We start from the raw sequence: 24,424 nt of genomic DNA on the forward strand, positions 1-24,424 counted from the left end.
GTCAATGCAACAACAACGTGGTTTTACTTTATTAGAAGTGATGGTGGTGATCGTGATCCTGGGCATTATCGCCAGTATGGTGGTACCTAACCTGATGGGGAACAAGGAAAAAGCCGATTTGCAAAAAGTCACTGTGGACGTGCAGCAACTGGAAAATGCCCTGGATATGTACAAGCTGAACAATGGCTTTTATCCGACCACTGAACAAGGCCTGCAAGCGCTGGTGAGTCAAGTGACCACCGAGCCAATGCCACGTTCGTTCCCGGATGGTGGTTATGTTAAACGTTTGCCGAAAGATCCATGGAATGGCGACTATCAGTTGGTCAGCCCGGGCGAAATGGGCAAAATTGATGTGTTTTCGATGGGGCCTGATGGCACCGCGGGCACCGAAGATGATATCGGCAACTGGAGCCAGGATAATCCAGAGCAGCAAAACTGATGACAACCCGGTTACCGCGGCAAGGTTTCACTTTAGTGGAAGTGTTGCTGGTCATTTTATTGATCGGCATGCTGGCGGTATCTGTGGTGGTCAGTTTTAGCGGCGACAGCCGGGATCAACGGCTGAGTAAAGAAACCGAACAGTTACAACAACTGATCCAACTGGCGTCTGAAACCGCCATGCTGAAGCAGCAGGAACTGGGCTTGTTTATTAATGCCGAAGGCTATCGTTTTATGCTGTTTAAAGACGACAAATGGCATAGCATCAGCCAGCCAAAAGCGTTAAGACCGCGCCAGTTCCCGGCTGGTTTTGCCGTCGAGTTAGAGTTGGAAGGCCTGGAATGGAGTGAAGGTAATTTACTCAGTCAGGTTGAATGGCAAGACGATGAAGAAGATGCCTTGTTTGAAGAAAACAGTTTTGATGAGATAGCACAGAAAAAACAGCAGGAAAAACAACAGCAGCAAGCCGAAAAAACCGGTCAGCCGCAGCTGACGACCGGTTTTGAAACCTTGCCCAGACAAAAAAGAGATCCCCGTCTGCCACAAGTGTTTATTCTGTCGTCTGGCGAAATTACGCCGTTTTTGCTCAGTATCAGCGAACAAAGCGATAGACCCGTGTGGCGGCAGGAATTGAAAGCTGTGTTCAGTATTCCACTGGAACGTTCTGAGGTGAGCCGTGATCGTTAAAGGCCGGCAAGCAGGTTTTACTTTACTGGAGCTGTTGGTGGCGATGGCGATTTTTGCCATTGCCGGCGTGGCGGTGATGCGGGCAACCAGTGAGCATATTCGGGCTGTGACACAACTGGAAGAAATGACAGTGGTCAGTTTTATTGCCGAAAATCAGTTGCAGCAAGTCAAACTGGATAAAACCTGGCCGCCCAAAGCCAAAAGTCAGGGCGAAGTGACGATGGCCAACCGGCGCTGGTTGTGGCAGCTGCAAGCGGCTGAAACATTGGATCCGGAATTTCGCCAACTGACAGTCAAAGTCAGTCCGGCTGATGAACCGGCGCGGGTGCTGTACAGTTTGCAGACTTTTATAGGTAAAGCCGATGAATAACCGTGGTTTTACCTTTATCGAAATGTTGTTAGCCACGGCAATTTTTGCCCTGGTCGGCCTGGCTTCTGTGGCTGTGCTGGACAGTGTCACCCGCAGTGATAGTGCGTCGCAACAAGCGATGCAAAGATTACAACGGCTGCAACAAGTGATGATGTTGCTGGACCGCGATCTGTGGCAGATCACCCCACGCCAGATCAGGGTCAATGGCGAAGCGCCAAATAAAGTCTTACTGGCCGGTGGCAATAACTGGCTGGAAAGTGATGATGGCGGTATTTCGTTCAGCCATGCCGGTTGGACCAATCCTGGCATGGTGTTAGCCCGCAGCGAAGTGCAATTGGTTGGCTACCGGTTAAAAGAACGCCGGTTAGAACGACTGTTTTATTTATATCCGGATGCAGTGACGGGCACCGAACCGCAAGTGCAGTTGCTGCTTGAAGACATTGATGGTTTTAAAGTGATGTTTTTAGATGCCGAAGGGGTCTGGCAGGACAGCTGGAATCAGCAAAAGTACCCGAAAGCGCTGAAGTTCACCCTGCAGCAACCGACAAGCGGCGAGATTGAACGCATATTTACCCTACCAGCGGGGTTAACCTGATGCAAGCTCGCAAGCAACAAGGTGTGGCGCTGATTGCGGTGATGATGGTGGTGGCGCTGGTGGTGGTGATAGCCGTCGGCATGAGTGGCCGGTTACAACTGCAACTGCAACGTCAGATCAATCTGCAAGACCGGCAACAGGCATTATGGCTGGCGCTTGGCGCCGAAGAGTTTTCCAGACGTTTGCTCAAACGCACGGCTGTGGGCAAAGACAATGTCAATCTAAGCCAGGATTGGGCGGCGAAAGGGGCAACCTTTCCGGTTGAACAAGGCACTATCAGTGGCACTCTGACGGATTTACAAAGCTGTTTTAATTTGAATTCGCTGCAAAAACCGCAGCAGTTGGCAAATAACAATAATGGTCGTCCTGCCGCTCAGCCTGGTCAGCCTGAGGATCCACAACGCGGGCAAGCGGAGCAAACCGGTACAGAGCCGCCAGTGAATACCGAGGCAAATGGCACGCCAGGCCCGGATGGCAAACCGCAATTGCCGGCGCAACTGGCTTTTAGGCGTTTACTGGAGCAGTCGGCGCCCGAACTTTCGATGCCGGCCGAATATCTGGCCGTGCGTCTGACCGATTGGCTGGATAGTGATAATGTGTTGCAAAATGCCGGTGGCGCCGAAGAAAATGATTATGCCGGCCTCGAATTTCCTTATTACAGTGCCAACAGCCTGATGGTGAGTAAATCGGAGTTACGGCTGTTGCTGGATATGACCGCCGCAGATTATGCCATGGTGGCACCGCTGGTCTGTGTGATCCCGCAACAAGACTTATTGCAACTGAATGTGAATACCATCAGCGAGCAGCAGGCGCCGATACTGGCGGCGTTAATTCCCGGTTTGCAACAGGATGCGGCGGTGGATTTGATCAACAGCAGACCGGAGAAAGGCTATAACAATGTCGATGAGTTCTGGAGCAGCAGTCAGCTATCGGCATTGTCGGTGCCAGCCAGTGTCAAAGCCATGTTTGATATCCGTTCCCGTTATTTTCAGGCTGAACTGACAGTGCAGTTGCCAGACAGCAGTTTTAAATTGACCTCAGTATTCAGAGTTGATGACAATCAAGCAGTACAAGTGGTCGCTCGGCGCTTTGGAGGCCCAGGGTGAATGAACAATTAATAATTCGGCTCGGCAGTACGGAGCAACAAGCAGTGGACTGGCTGGTGTGGTCGGTATTGTCGGAAGAAGTCATTGCTTCTGGCCGGTTGGCACAAGCGACTGAACTGCCCGCTTTAGCACAGCGGCTGGGTCATCGCCCTGTCACTGCGTTGGTACCGGCCTGTGATGTGATCCTCAAAACAGTGCCGTTACCTGGTAAACCGAATCGGCAGCTGTTGCAGGCGCTGCCTTTTATGCTGGAAGAAGATCAGGCGGAAGATATTGAGCAGTTATTGATCCTGCCAGCTAAAACGCTGGAGCAGGACAAACAGTATCAACAACAGGTCGCGGTGCTCAGCCGGCAACGGCTGGAACAATGGCTGGATTGGTTACAGCAAGCTGGTTTTACCGTGCAGCGCATGTTGCCGGATGCGTTGTTGTTGCCAGAACTGGAACATCAGCCGGTAGCAATCGAACTGGCAGCACAAGGTCACAGCCAGTCACAATGGCTGTTGAAACAAGGGCCATGGCAAGTCAGTTGTGTCGACCAAAACTGGTGGTCTGATTATCTGGCGTTGTTGCAGCTGCCTTCAGTGCTGAGTTACAGCCCCTGGCCTGAGCATCTGTTACAGCCGCATCAACTGGCACCGGCAGAATTACCCTTAGCACTATTGGCCCGGCAATTACCGGCGCAGAGTTTTAACCTGTTACAAGGTGAGTACGCGCCGAAAAAACCACAGAATAAACACTGGCAACAATGGCAACAAAGCATTTTATTGGCTGGTGCTACGCTGGTGCTGTATCTGGGATCGGTGGCATTGGAAGCCTGGCAGTTTAAGCGTCAGGCTGAGCAGCTCAGGGCGCAAACGACCACCCTGTACAAAAGCAAGTTTCCAACTGAGCGGGTGGTAAATTTAACCCGGCAGGTGCAGCGTAAGTTAGCGGCCGCTGGTGGCGGCGATCCGAACCAGAGTTTCTTAGGCTTGCTCAGCAAAGTCCAGCCACTGCTGGCGCAACAACCGGAGTTAATTCTGGATAACCTGCGCTTTGATGGCCGCAAAGCTGAACTGAAGTTTCAGGCCACCGCGGCAGGTTTTCAGAGTTTTGAGCAGTTAAAAACCCAGTTGCAGCAGCAAGGGTTTGAGGTTGAACAAGGTGCGTTGAGTAATATTGGCGGCAAAGTGCAAGGCACAATCAGCCTGCGGGGTAAATCATGAAACAATGGCAACTTTATTGGGCTTCACTGCAACAGCGCGAACAACAGTTGCTGAGTATGGCTGCCATGGTGTTAACCATTGGCGCTTTTTACTGGTTGGTCTGGCAGCCCTTGCACCAGAGCCGACAAAGCCAGCAACTGGCAGTGCAGACGGCGCAACAACAATTGGTCTGGTTACAAGCGCAGCTGCCTAAGCTCAGTCAAGCCGGCACGACGGTGCGCAGTAACAGCAGCCTGACTGAAGTGATTTCACAAAGCTCGCGTGAATTTAATATTCAGGTCAGCCGGATGCAGCCACAGAACGAACAATTGCAGCTTTCACTGGAAGATGTGCCTTTTGAGCCGTTATTAAGCTGGTTACATCAATTGCAATATCAGCATGGCTTGCGGTTGGTACAGTTTGAAGTGGCTGCAGCGGATGTGCCAGGGACAGTGCGGGTACGACGACTGGTGATTGAATAATGCGAATGACGATATTCTACAGCGCCATCAGCAAACTGATGGCGGCAATTTTGGCGGGTGCGAAGCGTTAACATGAAAAAATCAATGTTGTGGGGATGCGGTATTCTGGCCTATCTGCTGTTTTGTCTGATCCTGACACCAGCCAGTCTGTGGCTGAAGTTAGTCTCGCTGCCTGCCAGTGTGCAGCTAGGTCCTGTCAGTGGCACTTTATGGTCGGGGCAAATTCAGGGCGTGCAGCAAGGAGCCTGGTATTTGCCGCAATTAAGCTGGCAGTTACAGCTCAGTTCGCTGTGGCGTGGTCAGTTGGGCCTGTTGCTCAGTGGCGGGGAATTAAAAGATCAGGACCAGCCTTACCTGAAATTACAGGCCGAGCTTAGTCCAGGCGCTGTCACTGTCACTCAGTCGGTGCTCAGATTGCCAATGTCCGGGCTGATGTCCCAGCTGCAATTGCCAATGCCGGTTGATGCCAGTGGCATGCTGGTGATTAATTTGCAGCAGTACCAAAGTGGTTTACCTTATTGTCAGGCTGCGACTGGTAATGCCAGCTGGCAGCAGGCCAGGTTTAAAACCCCTTCAGGCTGGATTGATTTAGCTGCCATTGATGCCACCCTGGCTTGCGCTGACGGCAATCTCAGTTTACAGACCAGTGATGGTAATCCACTGGGCTTATTGGTGAAAGCCGAATTGCTGGCCGATAGCTATCGGCTCAGTGGTAGTTTAAAGCCTGACGCCAGCATGCCAAAAGAAGTGCATCAGGCGATGCAGTTTGTCGGGCAAGCGGATGCGGCTGGCCGTTTCCCGCTGAATTTGCAAGGGCAATTACAGCGTTAAGCCGTGCATGGATCAGAGCGTGAATGACAGCAGAGTCAGCAGGCCTACCTGCTGACTCTGTCCACTCGCTCCTTTAACGCGCAGCGCGGATATCTGCGAGTAACACCGAATAATCACTGATGGCGGCAAAGTCGCGGATGTCCCTGGTCGGTAGCTGACTATCCGGGTTGGCTACGGCCAGCAGATGGCGAATGCCAAAATCAGCGGCGGCTTGCAAAATAGGCAAGCTGTCATCGACAAACAAGGTGCGGGCCGGATCAAAGCCAAGCCGCTGTTGTAATTGTTGCCACAGTTGTTGCTGTTCTTTGGTGACACCAAATTCGTGGGTCGAAATTAACTGGCTGATATAACTCGCTAATTCAGTTCTTTCAATTTTCAGTGATAAGCTATCCGGATGGGCATTGGTCACCAGCACCACCTGGCGGCCACTGTCTTGTAATGCTTGCAAAAAGGCCGGCACATCAGCGCGCATGGCAATTTTATCCATCACTTCCCGTTTAAGCTCAGTGATCGGCAATTGCAGACGTTTGCCCCAATAATCCAGACAATACCACTCCAGTTTGCCCTGCAGCACATCGTATTCTGCTTTGAGCATAGCTTTGGCGTCGTCCAGTGAGGTGCCGCTGATTTCGCTGTAGCGTTTGGGTAAATGCTGCAACCAGAAATAATTATCAAAATGCAGGTCCAGCAACGTGCCGTCCATATCCAGTAACACAGTGTCAATTGCTGACCAGTCAAGCATAACGAAGTCCTGTTTAAGCTGAAGTTGCGCTGCGCTGCTGGGGTGACAGACAACGCCGGATTGACGCCTTTCCCCGTGTCCATTTGGCTGGCGATTGGGTATAGTAGGGCGCAGAAAATGCATTGTAGCAGAGGCAAAGGTATGGCTGAACGTCAGGGTGACAAACAAAAACCGCAAATCCTGCGCCAGGAAATAGTGGCGCAGAGCCGGTTATTTAAAATTGAACAACTGGATCTGCAATTCAGTAATGGCGAGTTACGCACCTTTGAACGGATGCAGGGCTCGGGCCGTGGCGCTGTGATGGTGGTGGCCTGCCCAGATCCGGAGCATTTTTACCTGATCCGCGAATACAGTGCCGGCACCCATGATTATCAGCTCGGCTTTCCCAAAGGGCTGATTGACCCGGGTGAAGATGCACTACAGGCTGCCAACCGCGAATTAAAAGAAGAGGCCGGTTTTGGTGCTGCAACTTTAGTCGTACTGAAAGCCGTGGCGCTGGCTCCAGGGTATTTTAATGCTACAATGCACATTGTCATGGCCACCGGACTCTATGCAGCATCGCTGCCAGGGGATGAACCTGAACCGTTAGAGCTGGTCAGGTGGCGCTGGCAAGACCTGGATCAGTTGTTATTGCAGGCCGACTTTACCGAAGCCCGCAGTATCGCTGCCCTGTTTCTGGCAAAAAAGTATCTGGATACGCATCAGGATGTTTTTAAGTAGATTGCTCGAACCGGTGAAAGCTGCCGCCAGGGAAGCTGGAGAAACCTTGTGGCAACTTTACCAGAGCGGGGATTATCAGGCTTGTCAAAAAGCGGATGAAAGCCCGGTCACCACAGCGGATTACGCTGCTAACCGCATTATTCTGAACCGGTTATCCGAACTGACACCGGATATCCCGATTATCTCCGAAGAAAGTAACTTGGTGCCCTTGGCGCAGCGCCAGCATTGGCCGCGTTATTGGCTGATTGATCCCATGGATGGCACCCAGGAATTTGTCGCCCGCAGCGGTGATTTCGCCGTCAGTATCGCCTTGGTAGAGCACGGCTGGCCGGCACTCGGGGTGATTTTCTGGCCAAAAGAGAATATCTGTTATTACGCCACCCGCGGTCATGGTGCTTTTAAGCAACATCGTAATCTGATCAATCATATTCAGGTGCGGCAACATCAGCAGGGCGAGGTCTTACGCATTGCCGTCAGCCGCCGCCAGCCGCTGCAACATATCCAGCAGTTGCTGGATGCGCAGCAACAAGTCGAGTTTATTGCACTTGGCAGTTGTTCGCTGAAAAGTTGCCTGGTGGCCGAAGGCGGCGCCGACTGCTATCTGCGACTGGGCCCAACCGGCGAGTGGGATACCGGCGCCGTGCATATTATTGTCGAAGAAGCCGGCGGTAAAATCCTCGACAGCCAGTTCGCGCCACTCAGTTACAACCAACGCGAAAGCCTGGCCAATCCGGATTTTATGGTGATGGGCCAGAGTAATGTCAACTGGCAGCAGTTGATTCAGCCGCATCACTGCGAGCGGTAAGCTTGCGGCGGGGCTCCGTGACAACGGGGGGGTGGTACGCCACTACCGTAGGTCTGACTCGACCCGATGCGAAGCGGCGGGGCAGTCGGACATTGTGGTTTGTCGCCCCGTAGGTCTGACTCGACCCGATGCAAAGCGGCGGGGCAGTCAGACATTGTGGTCGTAAACACGACAGGTTTTATTGGCTTGCTGCTGGCGGTGTTTTAAAAGCTTTCGCCGAAGGCGAGTTACTTATTTTGCTTCGCCAAAATAAGTAACCAACAAAAGGCGACCCCGGATCGCTCGAAAGCCCGCAATAAAATCAGCAGTTTGAGGCGCTGGCGCAACTCGGCCGCCGCTAGCGTCGGCGACCTCAAACACTCGCCAGCTTAAAACCTCAAACCACTGATTTTAAAGCGGCTCACTCAACGGGGCCAAAAGCGTTGTTGTGTGAAGGTAGATTTGCATTAAGGGCGGATCTTTACGAATGCAAAACATTCTTTCTCGTTCCCTGAACAACAACTAATGTTTATATCTTGTTGAAGTCAGACAAAAAAGCAGATAGCTTAAAACACCAATGCTCATGAAAAACGGCAGCATCCATCAGGGTCAGGTTTTTTGCTATCTGGCTAAAAAGGCAAGAAGCCTGCCCCTAAGCTACACGCCCCCTTTTTCCTGAAAAATGCCTTGACGAGGAGTGCTGTGAGTAGAAAAAAATTTATTGAGTCAGTAGGGGCAACCTGCAAAAACTGGAATTGGAGTTGGTCGTTTGTAAATCATCAAGAGAAATTTGTGATTTTCGGACTTTGGGATGTCAATGAAGATGGATTGATATTTGACCAAGCTTGGCATGGTAATGGTCGTAATCAGTCACTTGAACATATTGAGCTAATCGAAAAGCATGGCTACAAGCTTAAAACCTTCCTCATGCAGTATGATGAAGGTGAAAACGGCAAGGCAAAAATTAAAAGTTTCACTCCTTTGTTAGAAAATAAAATGCTTGCTGGAGTGTCTGGTCGCTGGTTCGCGATCAGCAGACAAAAGCATACTAAGCCATCAATTGCAGAGGAAGTATTATTTCCCGAACAATTCGTAGAAGGGGCAACCAAAATAATTTCTGTTAATGCATATGAGCGTAACGTTAATGCTAGGGAAAAGTGCATTGCACATTATGGTTGTAAGTGTTTTGTTTGTGGATTCAACTTCGAAGAGAATTATGGTGCATTTGGCAAAGGTTTTATTCATGTACACCATGAAGTGCCTTTATCTGAAATAAAAAAAGAATACAAAGTTGATCCAATAAATGACCTTAAACCTTTGTGTCCTAACTGCCATGCGGTAATTCATAGGACCAATCCACCTTTAGGTGTTCAAGACCTAATAAGAATTTTGAAATAAGCAAATCAGTCCATCAGGGTCAGGTCTAATGCCTTTTGCTATCTGGCTAAAAAGGCAAGAAGCAAGACCTGACGCTAAGCTAGCTCTGCTTTGGGCGTTATATGCCAGTAATCAGAAAGTCGATTGCAGCGATAATCTCATCTCTGAAAGGGCTTAAGTCTGTGACTGGCTCGGCTAATATTTTGGCTGGAATACTCGCCATTTGTTGGGTAAGAACGACAAAGTCGCCTTGTTCAAGATGAACTGTTGGACACAAATGACTTGGTGCTTTTTTTTCTAATAAATAGAGCGGTGTTAGTGGAATAACCAATCGAGTATTTAAGGTACTCAACAGCTCACTTTGCACGTCAACAAAATAGGGATAGGCTTTAGAGGTGTTATTGTCCAGATTTTTGTAAAGAATAAATTGAGACATCAGAATACTCGGTATGAATCAGAAAAAAGACCGTGTTTTTCAGTGAGCTCGTTGTAAGCTTGAATAGAATCAGCGTTCTGCGCTAACCATTCAGCTTTTAATCTGGAAGAAACCTCTTTTTCTAAAGCCTTTTCCATTGTCGCGGATAGATTGATATTAAGTCGTTTAGCTTCAGCAAGTAACTCACTGTTTAAGCTAAGGTTTGTCGCCTTTTTTGGTGCTTGCGTACTAAATGTGGTTCGCATAACGTAACTCCGTGCGTATGCTCGATGCGCATTGATTGTAGTGGCAATGATGGTATATAACAAATAAATTTTAGCGCCAGCAAAAGTCGCTGACTGCGACGTCAACCCGCTGAGCTGCTTGCCGCGCTAAATTTGGGGTTAGAGTTACATGGTGATTTGGTGGAAAATTTAAAGGCGAAGCTTATCGAATTAGAAGAGCATTTATTTAAGGCACAGACCAGAGCTTCATACGGCGAATTGGATGAACTCATTGCGGATGAGTTCACTGAAATTGCTGGTTCTGGCGTTCGATTTGGAAAAAAAGAGGCTCTGGAGCGTCTGCCAGCAGAATTGTCTCCTACCATCAGTGCATCTGAATATGAATTGAGACATTTAGCGCCAAATTGTGCCCAGTTACTTTATAAAGCTGTCATGGTAAAAGCTGGTGAGACCACCGCTATTTACTCATTACGATGTTCAATATGGTCTCTGATAAATGGGAGGTGGCAAATGATCTTCCATCAGGGCACCTTATGTAAACCATTTAAGTAGATACCTAACAAAGCCATTCATTATGCTCCTTACGGTCGCCCGAGGCTCCCGTCGCGCGCTGATGGCGGCGTTAGCTGGGATTGCACAATCTAGAAAGTGATACTATAGTGCCACTTTAAAGCTAGAACAGGGTGAACCTATGAAAGTTGAGCTAGTTACGAATCTAAAGCGCCAGGCTACCAAGATTCTGGCAGATCTGCACTTGTCGAAAGAGCCCGTATTGATTACCGAGCATGGGCTGCCATCTGCATACCTTGTTGATGTGCAAGATTATGAATTCATGCAGCGTCGGCTTGAGCTGCTTGAGGGGCTCGCTCGGGGAGAGCGAGCTGTACTTGAGGGAAGAACGCATAGCCAAAGTGAGTCCAGAGAGAAAATGGGTAAATGGCTGAAGTAATTTGGGCAGAGCCAGCCCTGCAAGAACTGGATGCCATTGCTGAGTATATTGCTTTGGACAATCCTGCTGCCGCAAGCGATCTCGTGAAGGCAGTTTTCGATAAGACTGAACCTTTGGAGAATTTCCCCAAATCCGGGCGGATCCCACCTGAGCTACCCGATTCGGTATACAGGGAGGTCGTGGTTCCACCCTGTCGCATTTTTTATCGTGAGGATGGGCAGCGGGTTTTGGTCCTCTTTGTCATGCGAGAGGAGCGACAGCTTCGTGCATTTATGCTTGGATACAGCTAACTATCCGCGTCATTTGCGGTGTTCGACCCCTACAACGCTCACACGCGGCGCGTTATGGTTTGCCAGCGGGAGGTATCAGTGTAAGACAATGAGATCGTCATCGGTATTGCCTGGTTTCAACCTGAAAGCTGGAAACGATTAAAGAAGATCGCTGATGATCGTGCGGACCGGGCAGACCAAAGGCGGAGCAAATTAGCTCCAACCCCTGTTTCAGCACCTTGTGGGGAGTCATTATGTCTCAGCTAAAGCTCTAGTGTGTCTTCCCATGTAGCAGCCCAGTCTCTCAAAGGATCAAGGGTTTGCATAAGAGAGTAACCCAGCCCTGTGAGTTTGTAGCCTTCTTCCGATGTGTAAATGAGCTGTGCTTCTGCTAGTTGTTTAATTCTATTGTTTAATACAGATGGCGACATTCCGCTGCATTGGCTTTGCAATGCCCTGAAGTTCAATGGTTTTGAGTTTAGTTCCCATAGAATTCTCATATTCCATTTTGTACCGAGCAGATCAAATACAGCCATGATGGCTATACCAGAATTTGAGCCTCGAACCGCTTTCTTTGGTAGTGGTGTATTCATATTTCTTGCGCTTCTAAATTAGTAGCGTTATAGTTTGCTACGAAATGAGTAGCACTTTACAGGTAGCCAACTAAAAAAGCGAGGTAGTTATGTATTTAGTCGATATGAACTTTACTGACATGAGTAAGGTTACTCCGGAGTTGACGGAACGGCATAAAAAATATTTGGAGAAGCAATACAAATCTAGCTTATTGATGTTTGGTGGCAGGAAGGTACCCAGAACAGGCGGTATATTGGTCTCAGCGCATCCAACTAAGGAGGCGCTTGTCGGTGTATTGGAGTCAGATCCATTCGTTGCTAGTGGTGCGGTAAGCTATGTTATTACTGAATTTATTCCTGTTATGGCTTCTGAAAAGTACGCTTCTATCATAGCCTGACAATCAAATTTTCGTCGGAAAAATGGGGTCAGATCTAATTATGTTATTTGAAGCGTCATAATTAGCAGTCACGGGTTCATCGAGCGTCATCGGTTTTGTCACTGACACCACAAGGTCTAAGCGCAGCAAAAAATGGCAAGCCTATGACGCTTATTTCTTTTTTTCTGTAAGTCATGGTGTATCGTCGGAAGCGGAAATTACAGCACTGTTGAGAGTGATGAGCGAGGGCTAATCAGCGGCTGCACCGGACGAAAAATGGGCGCGTAGCTTGTAAGCTCCCAATAGCCTACACTTGTTTCAAAAAATGCTGGCCGGGCAGACCAGAGGTGAAGCTAATTAGCTCCGCCCCCTTTTTCCGTCCAGAATTTGAGAAATTTTATATTAAATAGGTCTCTGAAAATGTCAGAAAAACGTATCGATAGCTTCCTCAGTGATATTCGGCTTAGCAAACCGGAGCACGCAGAAATTGTTGAGTCACTACGTGCAATTGCTCTTTGCATATCTAAAACGGTTTCTGAGGAGATTAAATACGGCGGATTACTTTTTTCCGATCCAAAGCCATTCTGCGGGGTTTTCTCATACAAAGAGCATATTACGCTTGAACTGAGCAATGGTGCTGGCTTAAAGGACGAGTTTGGTGTTCTTGAAGGCAAAGGAAAGACGAGGCGACACATAAAATTCCTGACAGCTGCTGATATTCAGGAAAATCATGCGCGTGAGTATATTGTTCAAGCACACAATTGTGCCTTAAATGATGCCTAGAGCATCGAGCAGTTTAAAAAATCGGCAGCAGCCGTGGGCAAATTGAGCAGTAGCAATGACTATTGCTCATTTTGCCCGCCTTGCCTGCGAGTTTTTTCGTCAGCTCTGCTGCTCGCGTTTTGAACTGATCGGTGCTCTAGCAAAGCCATTAAATTCGGTCCCTGAGGTCGGCAGTCGCTCGTTCCTCGCGCCGTTATTTACCCTTCTCGCTCAAAATAAGTAACTCGCCAACGGCGAAAACTTTTTTAAATCAGCATGCTGCAGGCAAAAATCACCAATCACCAACCACCAAAACCCCGCCGGTGTAGCGGCCAACCAGCACTACGGCAAGGTTGAAGCCGAAGTAGCCGCCTGCTGCAAGCGTTGCTGCCAAAACTCCACTGAGGCTGGTTTACCGAAAAAATAACCTTGTTGTTGCTGGCAACCGAGGGTGTTGAGAAAACGGCGCTGAATATCGTTTTCGACCCCTTCTGCGATCACCGTCAGTTGCAACGATTTTGCTAACTGAATGGTGGTGAACAGAATTTTCACCTGCAGTTTGTTATGCGGAATGCCTTCGACAAAACGCCGGTCTATCTTTAGCGTATCCGCAGGCAAATCAGCCAGTGTCTGTCATTTTTGCAGAAGTTGGCTGAATTTCACTTAGATCAGCAATAAATACTTGTCATTACTTAATTAATGCACTACAAATTACTTTGTATTGCAAAGTAACTTGCAATAAATATTGACAGGGTGGTGCTGTATTTTAGTCAGATGGATAATCAGGCCCACGGCATACCCGCTGCGTGGTTTATTTCAATAGCAGTGGTGATGGGAACCGGGCTTTTGTATCTGACTTGCCAAATAGCCCAGATTTTGAAAATGCATATTTAAAACACCAATCCCAAGGAGAGTGGTATGTCTCTTATTCTGACTAATTTGAAACACTTCGGTTTTACTTTTGTGTTGCTGCTGGCTGGACTTGTAAGCTTCGGTTTATTTATTGGGGCTGACGCTCATTTATTTGAAGACCAACTGGCTTATCAACTGGAGGGCGAAGTGCATGTGTTCTATGAAAAAGACCAAGCCGCCGCCTATGTCATAAAGGGGGACAATGACAAAGGTTTTTATTTGGACAGCATGGCACTTTCTTCTTCTGGCGCAGCATTTTCTGCTGAGAAAGACGTGACTATTCCTGTGGTTTATCCGGCCGATAACACAAACTTCAACTTGAATCTTAGCGGCACTATCGAAACTCCGGCAGCCATTTATGATGATGGTGAGCCTATAGTTGCCCTGTCAGACATCGAAAGTGGTTTTGGCGCCTTTCGGGACTTTTTAGTGTCCCATAACATCGCCGATGAAAAGCTAAACTGGACTTTTGGTAAAGGGCATCTGGTTCTGGTGGGAGACTTTGTCGATAGGGGCGCCTCCACCACGCAAGTGCTCTGGGGTATTTATAAGCTCGAACAATCGGCTAGGCAGCTTGGGGGTAAAGTACATTTTGTAATTGGTAATCATGAAATTAAAAACCTGCAGGGAAACTATCAGTCGGCCAATGAAAAATACTTTTATATCGCGGGCATCCTGGGTAAGCAGCAATTTCAGCTTTTTGATGACAACGCCTTGTTAGGACGCTGGTTAGCATCAAAAAATGTGTTGGAAGTGATCAATGGGATTGCTTTTGTTCATGGCGGGCTTCACCCCGACATTGCAAAATATCAGCTTAGTGTGCAAGAGATAAATCGTATTGTTCGTGATGGATATCGCAAGCTGTATTATACGCCGGTTCAGGTGACCAAAGAGTCATTCTTGCGTTCCAGCACCACCGGGCCTGCCTGGTACAGAGGTTATTTTAAAGACAATTTATCACAGCAAGAAGTAGAGCAAGGTTTAATAGCCGTTGGTGCGAATGCTGTTGTGGTTGGCCATACTTTACAAAGTAAAGTGAACGCCCTTTATAATCACAAAGTCTTTGCTATTGATGTCAGACATCCAAAAGATTATCTGCGTAGCTTCCCGTTTCGTGCCAGCGAAGGATTATTGATTAAGGATGGACAGTATTTTCGGCTATTAGACGATGGTGATGCCGAAGCTTTGTAAAACCGAACTGGAAAAAGGGAACGGAGCTAATAAACGCCCAATAGTCTGCACTTGTCTCAAAAAATGCGGACCGGGCAGACCAGCAGCGAAGCCAATTAGCTCTGCCCCCTTTTTCCGAAGAGTAATATCAGCTGGCAGCTGTTGATTCAACCAAGGCACTAAGACAAGGTAGTCGCTAATCTCCGATAATCCCTTGCGGTAAGCAAATCGACAGTTTCCTCTTGCTCTGAGTAACAAATTACCACTTCCCCTTGTTTGATTTGCTGCAGCACCAGCGCGACTTTATCAGCCAGACTGAGCTCAGTGTCGCCATAATCAGTACCTTCCCGCAGCACAAAAGCTTCAATCAGTGCTTCCAGCGTGGTTGGTGCCAGTTGTTGGTAGGGGATGAGCATCAAAGGACTCCTAAATGTTGTTGCAGGAAGGCGGGGATCACCTGATCCAGCCAGTAATGTGGCCGCCATGGCGTGCCGCCACTGATAAAACCGACGTGGCCACCCTGTTCAGATAATAATAGTTGCACCTGTGGGTTTAACTCCGCTGCTGTGGGGATCACGTTACTGGCCAGAAAAGGGTCATCTTTGGCGTGGATCAGCAGGCTAGGGCGGCAGATGCTGGCTAAATACGGCTTGGCGCTGGCTTGTTGGTAATAATCATCGGCATCGCGAAAACCATGCAGCGGCGCGGTCAGCTGTTGATCAAACTGGCGGATACTGCGGATTTGCTGTAAATCCGCTGGGCTGAGTGCAATTGGAAAATCGGCATGGCGTGCCAACTTGCGCAGCATGGTTTGTTTTAAACGGCGCAGTAAATATTGCTGATACACCCGGCTAAAGCCTTGATTGATCCGGTCTGCACTGGCGGCCAACTGCAGCGGTGCAGAAACGGCAACCGCCGCTTGCAGCGGATTGGCTGGCCCTTGTTCCCCACAAAATTTCATCAGCACATTGCCGCCCAGTGAAAACCCTACCGCCGCAAGCGGGGTGTTGGGGTAACGCCATTGCAGTTGTTGCAGTACATAAGCCAAATCGGCGGTATCACCGGAATGATAAGCGCGTGCTAATTTATTGGCTTGACCATGACAACCGCGAAAATGCATCAGCACGGCGGCAAAACCTTGTTGTTGCAGACTGTCGATCAATCCCCGCACGTAATGGCTGCGAAAATTACCTTCCAAACCATGCAAGATCAACACTAAAGGTTGCTGGGGTAGCGGCTTGGCTTGGGCAAAGTGCAGCATCAATTCGTCGCCATCTGGCAGCGCTAGCAGTTCAGGCTGCAGTGTCAACTCACGTTTGGGGGCTAAATATTTGGCGAATATAGTCTGTAAATGGTTGTTTCGCAGCCACCATGCCGGCGTAAATTCTGCTAAATCAGTAGCTTGTGCTTTAGTATTCACTGCTTGCAATATCACCAATCCTCATCAACAATGCTCTGTACTGGTCTAATCAGATAGAAGGCTTGCCGCGGCAAGCACAGAGCGGAGTCTGCGATGCAAAGACGACAGTTTATCATGCTCGGGCTGGCGACAGGGGCTGCATTTACCACTGGGCTCAGTGTTTATCCAACATTAAATCCCAGCGCCGAGTCCGCGCAGCAGCAAGCTGTGTTGGTATTGGATGCGCTGCTACCGGCCTTGTTACTGGGCGCTTTATCGACCGATGCCGCGCTGCAACAACAGCAAATTCAGCAGACCCGCACCGCTGTGCTGGAGTTTTTGCCGTTTTTACCCAAACGCACCCAAGCCGAATTGCAGCAATTGTTCGGCTTGTTGTGTCATCGCATCACACGGTTGGCCTTGACCGGTCATCTGCTGGCACTGCCGGAGCTTCGCATCGACTTGCGATTACAGTTGCTGGAGCGTTGGCGAACCAGCTACTTACAGCTGTTACAACAAGCGTTTCATGGCTTGCGGGCACTGTTGCTGGCGGCATTTTATGGTCAGCCGGAACAATGGCCGGCGTTAAACTATCAAGCCCTGGAGTTCCGGCCTTATGCATGATCCGATCAAACAAGGACTGGCCGCTGGCTGGAAACATCTGGATGCCGCTACCTTTAGCAGTGATCAGCAGTTTGAAGCTGATGTGGTGATTATTGGCACTGGCGCTGGCGGCGGTATAGCGGCTGAAATTTTGACTCAGGCCGGTTTAACGGTGATTTTACTGGAGCATGGTGCGCTGCACAGCAGCAGCGATTTTCGCCAGCAAGAGCGTTGGGCTTATCCGCATTTATATCAGGATGGTGCTGCCCGCAAAACCAAAGATCAGGCCATTGCGATTTTACAGGGCCGGACCGTCGGTGGGTCGACCACCGTGAACTGGACCACGTCAATCCGCACGCCACAGCCAACACTGGATTATTGGCGTGCTGCCTTTGGGCTGGATTTTAGCGGTGCGCATAGCCTGACACCTTATTTTGCCAAAGCTGAAGCCAGGTTACAGATTAGCCAGTGGCAACTGCCGCCCAATGCCAATAATGAGGCGCTGCGGCATGGCTGCCAACAGTTGGGCTGGCAGCATACTGTGATCCATCGCAATGTGCATGGCTGCGCCAATCTTGGGTATTGTGGCATGGGTTGTCCGCTCAATGCCAAACAGTCGATGCTGGTGACCACGATCCCGGCAGCTCTGGCGGCCGGGGCAACCTTGATTAGCCGGGTTTCAGCCCGGCAGTTGCTGTGGCAGGGCGATCAGGTCACAGGGGTGCTGGCGGTGCCGGTCGATGCCTGGTATCAGCCGGATCCGCGGCTACAGATCCGGCTCAAGGCCAGGCATTATGTGGTGGCGGGTGGTGCCATCAATTCACCGGCATTGTTATTACGCTCCAAAGTGCCGGATCCGGCCGGCCGCCTTGGCAAAGGCACCTTTTTGCACCCAAGTGTGATTTCCGGTGCTTTGTTTGCGCAAGATATTGCTGGCCATCAGGGCGCACCCCAATCGATTTATTCCGACCAATTTGTCTGGCCAGCCGGTACAGAGATGGGGTTTAAACTGGAAGTTCCACCGATCCATCCGGTGCTGATGGCGTCGACACTGACAGGTATGGCGCAATTACATGCTGATTTAATGAAAAATTTTAATCAGATGCAGGTGATGATCGCATTATTGCGCGACGGCTTTTCGCCGCAAGCGCCGGGCGGTCAGGTGGTTTTAGATCAGGCGGGTGAACCTGTGCTGGATTACCCGCTCACCCCTTATCTGTGGCAAGGCGTGCAACAAGCGTATCTGGCGATGGCCGAACTGCAATTTGCCGCCGGGGCCAAGACTGTGATGCCGGTGCATCAGAGTGGTCGTTTATATCGCAGTTTTGCCGAAGCAAAAGCGGCCATTCTGCAGCTACAGCTCGCGCCCTATCAGGTTGCATTGGCATCGGCGCATGTGATGGGCGGCTGCAATATGGCGGCAACTGCGGCACAAGGCGTAGTGAACCGTGAAGGCCAGCATTTTCAACTGCAGAATTTGTCGGTGCTGGATGGCTCCGTCCTCCCCAGTAGTCTGGGCGCCAATCCACAATTAACTATTTTTGGCTTGATTTGGCGTAATGCCAGTTTGCTGGCGGCGGAGTTAACCGGGCGGACAGGGCCGCAGCCATAAAAAAACGCCGGGAGGTTGGGCCATTCCCGGCGTAGCATAATGATGCTCAGTGATGTCGCAGGTAAAAAAACGTGTCGAAAGCAAAGGTATTCAGGGTCAAGCGGCAGCACGTTTACTGTGCTTTGTCGTGCCCAATTTTGTACATAAAGTACACTGCATAGAACAGGCATAAACCGATCACAATGGCCAAGCCTGTAAAAGAGATAAAAATTACCGGATCATTTAAAAACTCTTGCCAGATGTTCATGGCTTATCCTCCATTGTGTTGATAGAGGCAGTTTAGGCTGAAACAGCGTGGTAAAACCTGACCTGGATCAAGCTTTAGCGGCTGGGCCAGCCGACTTGGCCGGCGCTTTGATCCAGATCAAGCATCTGCTGCTGCAATGCGCTGGTGAGCGGGATTTGTAATTGTTGCAGATAAAGTGGCAGCAACAGCGTGGTGGCGGTTGCAATGGCTGGATTGTGATGGCTCAGCTGTGGCAGCGCCTGCACTAACAGCTGCTGTTCCAGTCGTTCTGAACAGAGCTCGGCCTGTAACAGGCTGTGTTTCAGCGGACTGGCTGCTGTTTCAGTCAGGTGCGGCGGCAATTGACGGCGTAATTGTCTGAGCTGGCGGGTAAACTGCTGTTGTGGCAGCAAGGCGTCACAGAGTTGTTGCAACTGCGATGCGGTCAGTTGCTGTTGTTGGCGCTGTAAATACAGCAGCAACAACAGCAGATTGACGTTGGCTTGATACTGATCCTGCCATTGCAGGCACTGGGGTTTGATCAGCGGATACAGCGCCAGGCTCCATTGCCACAGCTGCGCTTCATCCGGCCATTCATTGCACTGTGGGCTGTCAGCCGGCATTTTTCTGCCAGAACTCAGTGGTCAGTTGCTCCAGCTCTTCTTGCGCGGTAAACCATTGTTCTTCCACCGTCGACAGCGTCGCTTTGGCCTGGGTTTGTTCGTTCAGCACCTGGGTGAGTTCAGCTTTACGGTTTTGCTCATAAATGCCGACATCCGCCAGTTTCGTTTCTAACAGCGCCAGTTGATCTTCTACTTTTTGTTGTTGCTGTTCCAGCTTGTCGATGTTTTGTTTCAGTTTCCGTGTCAGGTTACGTAAATCGGCTTCTAACCTTTTTTGGTCCTTACGTTGCATGGCACCTGAGCTGGCGGAATCACTGACCGGCTGCTGTGCTTTAGTATCATCCTGTAACCATTGGTAATAATCGTTCAAATCACCGGCAAAAGGCGCGACTTTGCCATGCGCCACCAGATAAAACTCGTCGGTGGTGCTGGCGAGTAAGTGCCGGTCGTGCGAAACCACCACAATAGCGCCCTGGAAACCCTGCAGCGCCATCACAATAGCTTCGCGCATATCCAGGTCCAGGTGGTTGGTCGGTTCATCCAATAACAGCAGGTTTGGTCTTTGATAGACTAGCAGAGCCAGTACCAGCCGGGCTTTTTCGCCACCGGAAAATGGCGCGCAGGCGGCCAGTGCTTTATCGCCATGAAAACCAAAGCCGCCGAGGAAATCGCGCAGACTTTGTTCGGTCGCTTGGGGGGCCAGTCGCACCATATGTTGCAACGGCGAGTCTTCTGGCCGCAGTGTTTCCAGTTGATGCTGGGCAAAATAACCAATAGCCACGCCTGCGGCATACCAGATGTCGCCGCTTTGCGGTTGCAAACTGCCTGACAGCAGTTTAATCAAGGTCGATTTACCAGCGCCATTGCGACCGAGCAAGCCAATCCGGCTGCCTGGCAATAACTGAAAATTAATTTGTTGCAGGATACTGTGATCGCCATAACCGGCGCGGACGTTTTCCATCTTGAGCAGCGGATTTGGCAAGGCTCTGGGGTCAAGGAATTCAAACTGAAAAGGTGAATCGACATGAGCCGGTGCCAATAAGGTCATCCGTTCCAGCGCTTTAATCCGGCTTTGCGCTTGTTTGGCTTTGGTCGCCTGAGCGCGGAAGCGGTCGATAAACTTTTGCAGGTGGGCCACCTGACGTTGTTGTTTTTCGAAGGTTGATTGTTGCTGCGCCATATGTTCAGCGCGCTGACGTTCAAACTGACTGTAGTTACCACGGTATAACGTCAGTTGCTGGTTGTCGATATGCACGATGTTATCGACCACAGCGTCAAGGAAATCACGGTCGTGGCTGATCAGCAGCATGGTGCCTTCGAAGTTGCTGAGGTACTTTTCCAGCCACAACACAGCATCTAAATCTAAGTGGTTGGTGGGTTCGTCCAGCAGCAATAATTCGGCGCGTTGCATCAGGGCGCGGGCTAAGTTAAGCCGCATCCGCCAACCACCTGAAAAGGATTTCACCGGTTTATGCTGCATATCGCCGCTAAAACCGAGGCCATCGAGTAAAGTGCCGGCTTTGGCTTCGGCGCGATAACCGTCCAGCGCTTCGATTTGATGATGTACCGCAATCAGATCGGTGTCTTCATGCGCCTGACGCACTTGAAGTAACAGCGGGTACAAAGCTTCGTCGCCCTGCAGCACATAGTCCATGGCACTGACCTCAACGGCAGGTGTTTCCTGGGCAACAGTGGCGATGGTCCAGCTGTTCGGAATACTGACAGTGCCGGCATCTGCTTGCAGTTTACCTTGCAGTAAGGCGAATAAAGTCGACTTGCCGCAGCCATTGGCGCCAATGATCCCGACTTTTTGGCCGGGAAATACGGTAAGATCGGCCTGTTGCAGCAAACATAAAATGCCGCGGCGTAATTCGACTTGTTGCAGTTGGATCATTTGTTCTACCACTGGGACTGATTTGGGCTGCTAATGTAATAGGTTAGCCGCCACAAACCAAGAGTTTCACGGTTTTTTAGCGTTACAGAGGACATTTTCAGTGATGACGACCCGAAAGAAAAAACGTTTTATCGCCGGTGCCAGCTGCCCTAAGTGTAAGGCTGTCGATACCATGATGTTGTTTTTAGAGCACAATGTGGAAAAAGTAGAATGTGTGCAATGTCATTATCAGATGGCACAGCCTGAATCTCAGGTTGAACGGATGGCGCGCGAAGCGGAAACTGTGATTGGGGTGTTTAAGCCGGATTAAGCTCAGGCAGACGGTGCTGTTGGCATAGTCCGGCACCATGTTCATGGCGGATGTTCAATAATGCGGTGGTGGTGGTTCTTCGTGGCTGCGCAAAATGCCACTGTCGCCCTGTTGACCACCTTGCAGTTTTTCCGCCAATAATAAAAGCTGCCGTTGTAATTTATCGATGCGACGCTGATGTTCCAGCAGCTCATTATTGAGCTGCAATAAAGCGTCATCCTGAAAGGCCAGCCGGCTTTCCAGTTCAAACAGCTGATTTTGCAATTGTAATTCCTGTGGCGTTAATTCTGTCATGGGGTAAAGGTCCAAACTTCAGCCTGGCCGGTCGAGCTTTCGGTCAGCAACTGTTGGGGGGAGATGAAAGCAACATCATACACCACGGCACTGGTGGTTTTGTAGTGTTGCGCCAGACCGACCTGGAAATCCTGCACCAGTTGACCCGTCTGTAAATCCCAGATGCTGACCCGACGTGAGGCGGCGCCTGTCAGCAGGTAACGACTATCGTCACTGAACCGCACTGCGGTGAAAACGCGGCCCCGGCCCATATTTAACTGTAATTTAGCGCGGCCGTTGCTGAGATCCCACACTGTGGCCTGTTGCTGACTGTCAGCGGTAAAGGCCAGTTTTCCTTGAAGATCCAACGCCACTTTGGTCACCCGGGTCGGATGAACAAAGGTTTGCAGGATCTGACCGGTTTTGCTGTCCCACAAATATGCTTTTAAATCATTGCCACCACTAAGGGCATAACGGCCATTGGGCGAAAGCGCCACTGAATTGACTTGTTCGCTATGGCCCAGAAACTCCAGCCGGCGGCCAGTTTTCAGCGTGATATGCTGAATTTTACCGTTATCCTGCGCAATCAGCAGATGTTTACCCTGTTGCGAAACCGCAATATCCCGCACAGCGGCATCCGGTAATGACCAGTAACCCTGATTCTTGCCATCCTGCATCTGCCATAAAGATAAGCTGGTGCGATCAGCGGACAATAAAAATTGTCCATCCGGGCTGAACGTCAGATGGCTGACAATATTGTCGACCACAGCTTGTTGGCTGAAGCGAAATTTGGGCTGCTGGTTTTGCAGATCCCACACCACAATACCTGAAGTCAGGCTGGAGACTGCTGCTAACTGATTTTGTGGCGAAATTGCCGCGGCAACAGTGCCCTGGGCGGCATGTTCTGTGGTAGAAATTGCTTTGTTTTGAACTTCTGAGCAAGCAGTCAGCCAAAGGCTGAGAAAAATGCCCAGATATTTCATTCTATGTGTTAACGTCATCAGCACAAATCTGTAGTATAGGCATGGTTAAAGGTTAGTCCTTTATGACTATAACAACACACTTTTGCAGTTAAGTCTGCAGTTTAATGGAGAAACAAATGCGCTTATTGACCAAGGTGTCGCTGATTGCAGCCGCCATGATTTCACTGTCTGCCTGTCAGAAAGAAGCCGCTGCACCAGCAGCACCTGTGCTGGATACAGATGCCGCCAAGCAATCTTATGCCATGGGCGTATCTGTTGGTAAATACTTAAATGGTGCCTTAGAAGAGCACAAGAAATTAGGTTTACCTTTAGCTTCTGAAACTATTGTTCGTGGTGTGCAAGATTCATTAGCGGGTAAAGCGGCGCTGACTGATGAAGAAGTGCAGAAAATCATCACTGCGCTGGATGAACAATTCCGTACCAAACAAGCTGAAGCTGCCAAAGTAAAAGCTGAAGAAACTATTGCCAAAGGCAAGGCTTACCTGGAAGAAAATGCCAAGAAAGCTGGTGTAAAAGTGACTGAGTCTGGCCTGCAGTATGAAGTCGTCACTGCTGCTGAAGGTCCAAAACCTAAAGCGGAAGACAAAGTACGGGTTAAATACAAAGGTACTTTCATTGACGGTACTGAATTTGACAGCACTGACAAGTCAAATGGTGGTGAGCCGGTTGAGTTCCAGTTAAATCAAGTGATTCCGGGCTGGACTGAAGGCGTACAATTAATGGGTGTTGGTTCTAAATTCAAATTCACAATCCCATCAGCCTTAGGCTATGGCGAGCGTGAGCTGGGCCCAATCCCGGCCAATAGCGTACTGCTGTTTGACGTTGAACTGGTTGGCATCGTGGCTGAAGAAGAAGCGGCGCCAAAAGGCGAAGCGGCAAAAAAGTAGTGATTGCCACGCCTTACAAGGTGAAGTAACAAATTCCAAAGGAACGAGTGCTTCAGCAGTAAAAAACCGCCAGTTGGCGGTTTTTTACTGCTTGCCCAGTCTTCAGGCTGAGACAGATTTAGTGGCCGCTTTATTGTGTAACGTTTGGATCAGTTCATCTTCCAAACCAAAACGTTCTTCCAGTGCCTGACCGAGCCGTGACAGGTCGCGATCAAAACTGTCATGACTGGTATCGACGTCTTCGGCATAAGTATCATTAAATTCCAGTGCCAAATCGGTCGAAACGGCAATTTTAGGATAAAGCACTTCTGCCAATGCTTTGCAATTCTGCCCATCGCTTTCACATTGCGACACGATTTGATCATAAACTTCGAAGTGACCGGCAGACAGATAGTCCATCAGCAGTTGGCAAAAATTTTCGATATCTTCCTGACCCGGTAACTGCCGATCATGCTGCTGCTTGTCGAAAGGCGGTAATGCTGCCAGCTTGCAGTAGGTGACAATCAATTGCTGACGCTCTTCCAGCCAGTTATCGATGGCAGTCACAGAGCCGCCCCATTGTTGTTGCGCAGTTTGCAGGCGGGTATACATAACCGTTTCCTTGAATGATTAAATGCGAGTTAT

Annotated in this window: 35 protein-coding genes; 22 read left to right on the top strand and 13 right to left on the bottom strand. The window is 49.7% G+C overall.

Annotation, left to right across the window (positions count from 1 at the left end):
* Positions 1 to 4 precede the first annotated feature (4 nt).
* The 8 genes from gspG to AC53GJ_RS01160 all read left to right on the top strand — a co-directional run bounded on the left by gspG (position 5) and on the right by AC53GJ_RS01160 (position 5,696).
* Positions 5 to 439, top strand: a complete 435-nt coding sequence (gspG, locus tag AC53GJ_RS01125) for a type II secretion system major pseudopilin GspG (protein WP_496730716.1) — start codon at positions 5 to 7, stop codon at positions 437 to 439.
* On the top strand, positions 439 to 1,125 hold the full coding sequence (locus tag AC53GJ_RS01130; RefSeq protein ID WP_496730717.1) for a prepilin-type N-terminal cleavage/methylation domain-containing protein: 687 nt from the start codon (positions 439 to 441) through the stop codon (positions 1,123 to 1,125). The genes gspG and AC53GJ_RS01130 overlap by 1 nt, the downstream gene beginning before the upstream one ends.
* On the top strand, positions 1,115 to 1,495 hold the full coding sequence (gene gspI / locus AC53GJ_RS01135) for a type II secretion system minor pseudopilin GspI (RefSeq protein WP_496730718.1): 381 nt from the start codon (positions 1,115 to 1,117) through the stop codon (positions 1,493 to 1,495). Before AC53GJ_RS01130 ends, gspI begins: the two co-directional genes overlap by 11 nt.
* Entirely contained in the window at positions 1,488 to 2,090 is a 603-nt protein-coding gene (gspJ, locus tag AC53GJ_RS01140; protein ID WP_496730719.1) for a type II secretion system minor pseudopilin GspJ, read from the top strand. The genes gspI and gspJ overlap by 8 nt, the downstream gene beginning before the upstream one ends.
* A complete protein-coding gene (gspK, locus tag AC53GJ_RS01145; RefSeq protein ID WP_496730720.1) occupies positions 2,090 to 3,196 on the top strand; it encodes a type II secretion system minor pseudopilin GspK in 1,107 nt (368 codons plus the stop codon). The genes gspJ and gspK overlap by 1 nt, the downstream gene beginning before the upstream one ends.
* Positions 3,193 to 4,404, top strand: coding sequence for a type II secretion system protein GspL (gene gspL / locus AC53GJ_RS01150; RefSeq protein WP_496730721.1), 1,212 nt, complete (start codon positions 3,193 to 3,195; stop codon positions 4,402 to 4,404). Before gspK ends, gspL begins: the two co-directional genes overlap by 4 nt.
* Positions 4,401 to 4,865, top strand: a complete 465-nt coding sequence (locus AC53GJ_RS01155; protein WP_496730722.1) for a type II secretion system protein M — start codon at positions 4,401 to 4,403, stop codon at positions 4,863 to 4,865. Before gspL ends, AC53GJ_RS01155 begins: the two co-directional genes overlap by 4 nt.
* Positions 4,866 to 4,937: 72 nt before the next feature.
* The gene (locus tag AC53GJ_RS01160; protein ID WP_496730723.1) at positions 4,938 to 5,696 is read left to right on the top strand and encodes a type II secretion system protein N; all 759 of its coding nucleotides are present in this window, start codon (positions 4,938 to 4,940) and stop codon (positions 5,694 to 5,696) included.
* A 73-nt stretch (positions 5,697 to 5,769) separates the two neighbouring features.
* Here the strand turns inward: AC53GJ_RS01160 and yrfG are convergent, their stop codons facing one another.
* Positions 5,770 to 6,438, bottom strand: coding sequence for a GMP/IMP nucleotidase (gene yrfG / locus AC53GJ_RS01165; RefSeq protein ID WP_496730724.1), 669 nt, complete (start codon positions 6,436 to 6,438; stop codon positions 5,770 to 5,772).
* Between the two features lie 141 nt (positions 6,439 to 6,579).
* Between yrfG and nudE the strand changes: the two genes are divergently transcribed.
* The 3 genes from nudE (at position 6,580) to AC53GJ_RS01180 (ending at position 9,340) form a co-directional block, all read left to right on the top strand.
* On the top strand, positions 6,580 to 7,158 hold the full coding sequence (gene nudE, locus AC53GJ_RS01170; RefSeq protein WP_496730725.1) for an ADP compounds hydrolase NudE: 579 nt from the start codon (positions 6,580 to 6,582) through the stop codon (positions 7,156 to 7,158).
* Entirely contained in the window at positions 7,145 to 7,963 is an 819-nt protein-coding gene (gene cysQ, locus AC53GJ_RS01175; RefSeq protein ID WP_496730726.1) for a 3'(2'),5'-bisphosphate nucleotidase CysQ, read from the top strand. The genes nudE and cysQ overlap by 14 nt, the downstream gene beginning before the upstream one ends.
* A gap of 681 nt (positions 7,964 to 8,644) precedes the next feature.
* Positions 8,645 to 9,340: an HNH endonuclease gene (locus tag AC53GJ_RS01180; protein ID WP_496730727.1), complete on the top strand. Its 696-nt coding sequence runs from the start codon at positions 8,645 to 8,647 to the stop codon at positions 9,338 to 9,340.
* Between the two features lie 97 nt (positions 9,341 to 9,437).
* On the opposite strand, the gene AC53GJ_RS01185 is transcribed toward AC53GJ_RS01180, so the two are convergent.
* Entirely contained in the window at positions 9,438 to 9,755 is a 318-nt protein-coding gene (locus AC53GJ_RS01185; RefSeq protein WP_496730728.1) for a CcdB family protein, read from the bottom strand.
* The gene (locus tag AC53GJ_RS01190; RefSeq protein ID WP_496730729.1) at positions 9,755 to 10,000 is read right to left on the bottom strand and encodes a type II toxin-antitoxin system CcdA family antitoxin; all 246 of its coding nucleotides are present in this window, start codon (positions 9,998 to 10,000) and stop codon (positions 9,755 to 9,757) included. The genes AC53GJ_RS01185 and AC53GJ_RS01190 overlap by 1 nt, the downstream gene beginning before the upstream one ends.
* A 159-nt stretch (positions 10,001 to 10,159) precedes the next feature.
* Here AC53GJ_RS01190 and AC53GJ_RS01195 point away from each other — a divergent pair, with 159 nt between their 5' ends.
* The 3 genes from AC53GJ_RS01195 (at position 10,160) to AC53GJ_RS01205 (ending at position 11,218) form a co-directional block, all read left to right on the top strand.
* A complete protein-coding gene (locus tag AC53GJ_RS01195) occupies positions 10,160 to 10,531 on the top strand; it encodes a nuclear transport factor 2 family protein (protein ID WP_496730730.1) in 372 nt (123 codons plus the stop codon).
* 139 nt (positions 10,532 to 10,670) lie between these two features.
* Positions 10,671 to 10,928, top strand: coding sequence for a type II toxin-antitoxin system Phd/YefM family antitoxin (locus AC53GJ_RS01200; RefSeq protein WP_496730731.1), 258 nt, complete (start codon positions 10,671 to 10,673; stop codon positions 10,926 to 10,928).
* A complete protein-coding gene (locus AC53GJ_RS01205) occupies positions 10,916 to 11,218 on the top strand; it encodes a type II toxin-antitoxin system RelE/ParE family toxin (protein WP_496730732.1) in 303 nt (100 codons plus the stop codon). The genes AC53GJ_RS01200 and AC53GJ_RS01205 overlap by 13 nt, the downstream gene beginning before the upstream one ends.
* Positions 11,219 to 11,460: 242 nt before the next feature.
* On the opposite strand, the gene AC53GJ_RS01210 is transcribed toward AC53GJ_RS01205, so the two are convergent.
* Complete coding sequence (locus AC53GJ_RS01210) at positions 11,461 to 11,790, bottom strand: winged helix-turn-helix transcriptional regulator (RefSeq protein ID WP_496730733.1); 330 nt, start codon at positions 11,788 to 11,790, stop codon at positions 11,461 to 11,463.
* 89 nt (positions 11,791 to 11,879) lie between these two features.
* Here AC53GJ_RS01210 and AC53GJ_RS01215 point away from each other — a divergent pair, with 89 nt between their 5' ends.
* The 3 genes from AC53GJ_RS01215 to AC53GJ_RS01225 all read left to right on the top strand — a co-directional run bounded on the left by AC53GJ_RS01215 (position 11,880) and on the right by AC53GJ_RS01225 (position 13,152).
* Positions 11,880 to 12,167: a YciI family protein gene (locus AC53GJ_RS01215; protein ID WP_496730734.1), complete on the top strand. Its 288-nt coding sequence runs from the start codon at positions 11,880 to 11,882 to the stop codon at positions 12,165 to 12,167.
* A gap of 399 nt (positions 12,168 to 12,566) precedes the next feature.
* Positions 12,567 to 12,929 (top strand): DUF1801 domain-containing protein, encoded by a 363-nt coding sequence (locus AC53GJ_RS01220; RefSeq protein WP_496730735.1) that lies wholly within the window; start codon positions 12,567 to 12,569, stop codon positions 12,927 to 12,929.
* A gap of 55 nt (positions 12,930 to 12,984) precedes the next feature.
* Complete coding sequence (locus AC53GJ_RS01225) at positions 12,985 to 13,152, top strand: hypothetical protein (RefSeq protein WP_496730736.1); 168 nt, start codon at positions 12,985 to 12,987, stop codon at positions 13,150 to 13,152.
* Positions 13,153 to 13,250: 98 nt separating this feature from the next.
* Here AC53GJ_RS01225 and AC53GJ_RS01230 read toward each other — a convergent pair whose 3' ends face one another.
* A complete protein-coding gene (locus tag AC53GJ_RS01230; protein WP_496730737.1) occupies positions 13,251 to 13,526 on the bottom strand; it encodes an EAL domain-containing protein in 276 nt (91 codons plus the stop codon).
* Between the two features lie 300 nt (positions 13,527 to 13,826).
* Between AC53GJ_RS01230 and AC53GJ_RS01235 the strand changes: the two genes are divergently transcribed.
* Positions 13,827 to 15,011, top strand: a complete 1,185-nt coding sequence (locus tag AC53GJ_RS01235) for a metallophosphoesterase (protein ID WP_496730738.1) — start codon at positions 13,827 to 13,829, stop codon at positions 15,009 to 15,011.
* A 158-nt stretch (positions 15,012 to 15,169) separates the two neighbouring features.
* Here the strand turns inward: AC53GJ_RS01235 and AC53GJ_RS01240 are convergent, their stop codons facing one another.
* Together AC53GJ_RS01240 and AC53GJ_RS01245 are read right to left on the bottom strand one after the other, a co-directional pair.
* The gene (locus tag AC53GJ_RS01240; RefSeq protein ID WP_496730739.1) at positions 15,170 to 15,406 is read right to left on the bottom strand and encodes a YheU family protein; all 237 of its coding nucleotides are present in this window, start codon (positions 15,404 to 15,406) and stop codon (positions 15,170 to 15,172) included.
* Positions 15,406 to 16,410 carry a hydrolase gene (locus tag AC53GJ_RS01245; RefSeq protein ID WP_496732745.1) on the bottom strand — a complete coding sequence of 335 codons (1,005 nt, stop codon included), beginning with the start codon at positions 16,408 to 16,410 and terminating at the stop codon, positions 15,406 to 15,408. Before AC53GJ_RS01245 ends, AC53GJ_RS01240 begins: the two co-directional genes overlap by 1 nt.
* Positions 16,411 to 16,503: 93 nt before the next feature.
* On the opposite strand from AC53GJ_RS01245, the gene AC53GJ_RS01250 reads away from it, so the two are divergent.
* Together AC53GJ_RS01250 and AC53GJ_RS01255 are read left to right on the top strand one after the other, a co-directional pair.
* On the top strand, positions 16,504 to 17,013 hold the full coding sequence (locus AC53GJ_RS01250; RefSeq protein ID WP_496730740.1) for a hypothetical protein: 510 nt from the start codon (positions 16,504 to 16,506) through the stop codon (positions 17,011 to 17,013).
* Positions 17,006 to 18,604: a GMC family oxidoreductase gene (locus tag AC53GJ_RS01255; protein WP_496730741.1), complete on the top strand. Its 1,599-nt coding sequence runs from the start codon at positions 17,006 to 17,008 to the stop codon at positions 18,602 to 18,604. Before AC53GJ_RS01250 ends, AC53GJ_RS01255 begins: the two co-directional genes overlap by 8 nt.
* Positions 18,605 to 18,716: 112 nt before the next feature.
* Here AC53GJ_RS01255 and AC53GJ_RS01260 read toward each other — a convergent pair whose 3' ends face one another.
* The 3 genes from AC53GJ_RS01260 to AC53GJ_RS01270 form a co-directional block, all read right to left on the bottom strand.
* Positions 18,717 to 18,851 carry a DUF3149 domain-containing protein gene (locus AC53GJ_RS01260; protein WP_496730742.1) on the bottom strand — a complete coding sequence of 45 codons (135 nt, stop codon included), beginning with the start codon at positions 18,849 to 18,851 and terminating at the stop codon, positions 18,717 to 18,719.
* Between the two features lie 74 nt (positions 18,852 to 18,925).
* Positions 18,926 to 19,453, bottom strand: a complete 528-nt coding sequence (locus AC53GJ_RS01265) for a TIGR02444 family protein (protein ID WP_496730743.1) — start codon at positions 19,451 to 19,453, stop codon at positions 18,926 to 18,928.
* On the bottom strand, positions 19,443 to 21,347 hold the full coding sequence (locus tag AC53GJ_RS01270; RefSeq protein WP_496730744.1) for an ABC transporter ATP-binding protein: 1,905 nt from the start codon (positions 21,345 to 21,347) through the stop codon (positions 19,443 to 19,445). Before AC53GJ_RS01270 ends, AC53GJ_RS01265 begins: the two co-directional genes overlap by 11 nt.
* A 103-nt stretch (positions 21,348 to 21,450) precedes the next feature.
* On the opposite strand from AC53GJ_RS01270, the gene AC53GJ_RS01275 reads away from it, so the two are divergent.
* A complete protein-coding gene (locus AC53GJ_RS01275; RefSeq protein ID WP_496732746.1) occupies positions 21,451 to 21,657 on the top strand; it encodes a YheV family putative zinc ribbon protein in 207 nt (68 codons plus the stop codon).
* Between the two features lie 54 nt (positions 21,658 to 21,711).
* Here the strand turns inward: AC53GJ_RS01275 and AC53GJ_RS01280 are convergent, their stop codons facing one another.
* Positions 21,712 to 21,951 (bottom strand): SlyX family protein, encoded by a 240-nt coding sequence (locus AC53GJ_RS01280; protein WP_496730745.1) that lies wholly within the window; start codon positions 21,949 to 21,951, stop codon positions 21,712 to 21,714.
* A complete protein-coding gene (locus tag AC53GJ_RS01285; protein ID WP_496730746.1) occupies positions 21,948 to 22,931 on the bottom strand; it encodes a WD40 repeat domain-containing protein in 984 nt (327 codons plus the stop codon). Before AC53GJ_RS01285 ends, AC53GJ_RS01280 begins: the two co-directional genes overlap by 4 nt.
* Positions 22,932 to 23,029: 98 nt before the next feature.
* On the opposite strand from AC53GJ_RS01285, the gene fkpA reads away from it, so the two are divergent.
* The gene (gene fkpA, locus AC53GJ_RS01290; protein ID WP_496730747.1) at positions 23,030 to 23,800 is read left to right on the top strand and encodes an FKBP-type peptidyl-prolyl cis-trans isomerase; all 771 of its coding nucleotides are present in this window, start codon (positions 23,030 to 23,032) and stop codon (positions 23,798 to 23,800) included.
* A 102-nt stretch (positions 23,801 to 23,902) separates the two neighbouring features.
* Here the strand turns inward: fkpA and rsd are convergent, their stop codons facing one another.
* Positions 23,903 to 24,391: a sigma D regulator gene (gene rsd, locus AC53GJ_RS01295; RefSeq protein WP_496730748.1), complete on the bottom strand. Its 489-nt coding sequence runs from the start codon at positions 24,389 to 24,391 to the stop codon at positions 23,903 to 23,905.
* Positions 24,392 to 24,424: the final 33 nt, after the last annotated feature.

Source organism: Rheinheimera sp. B2H12 (assembly GCF_059620065.1).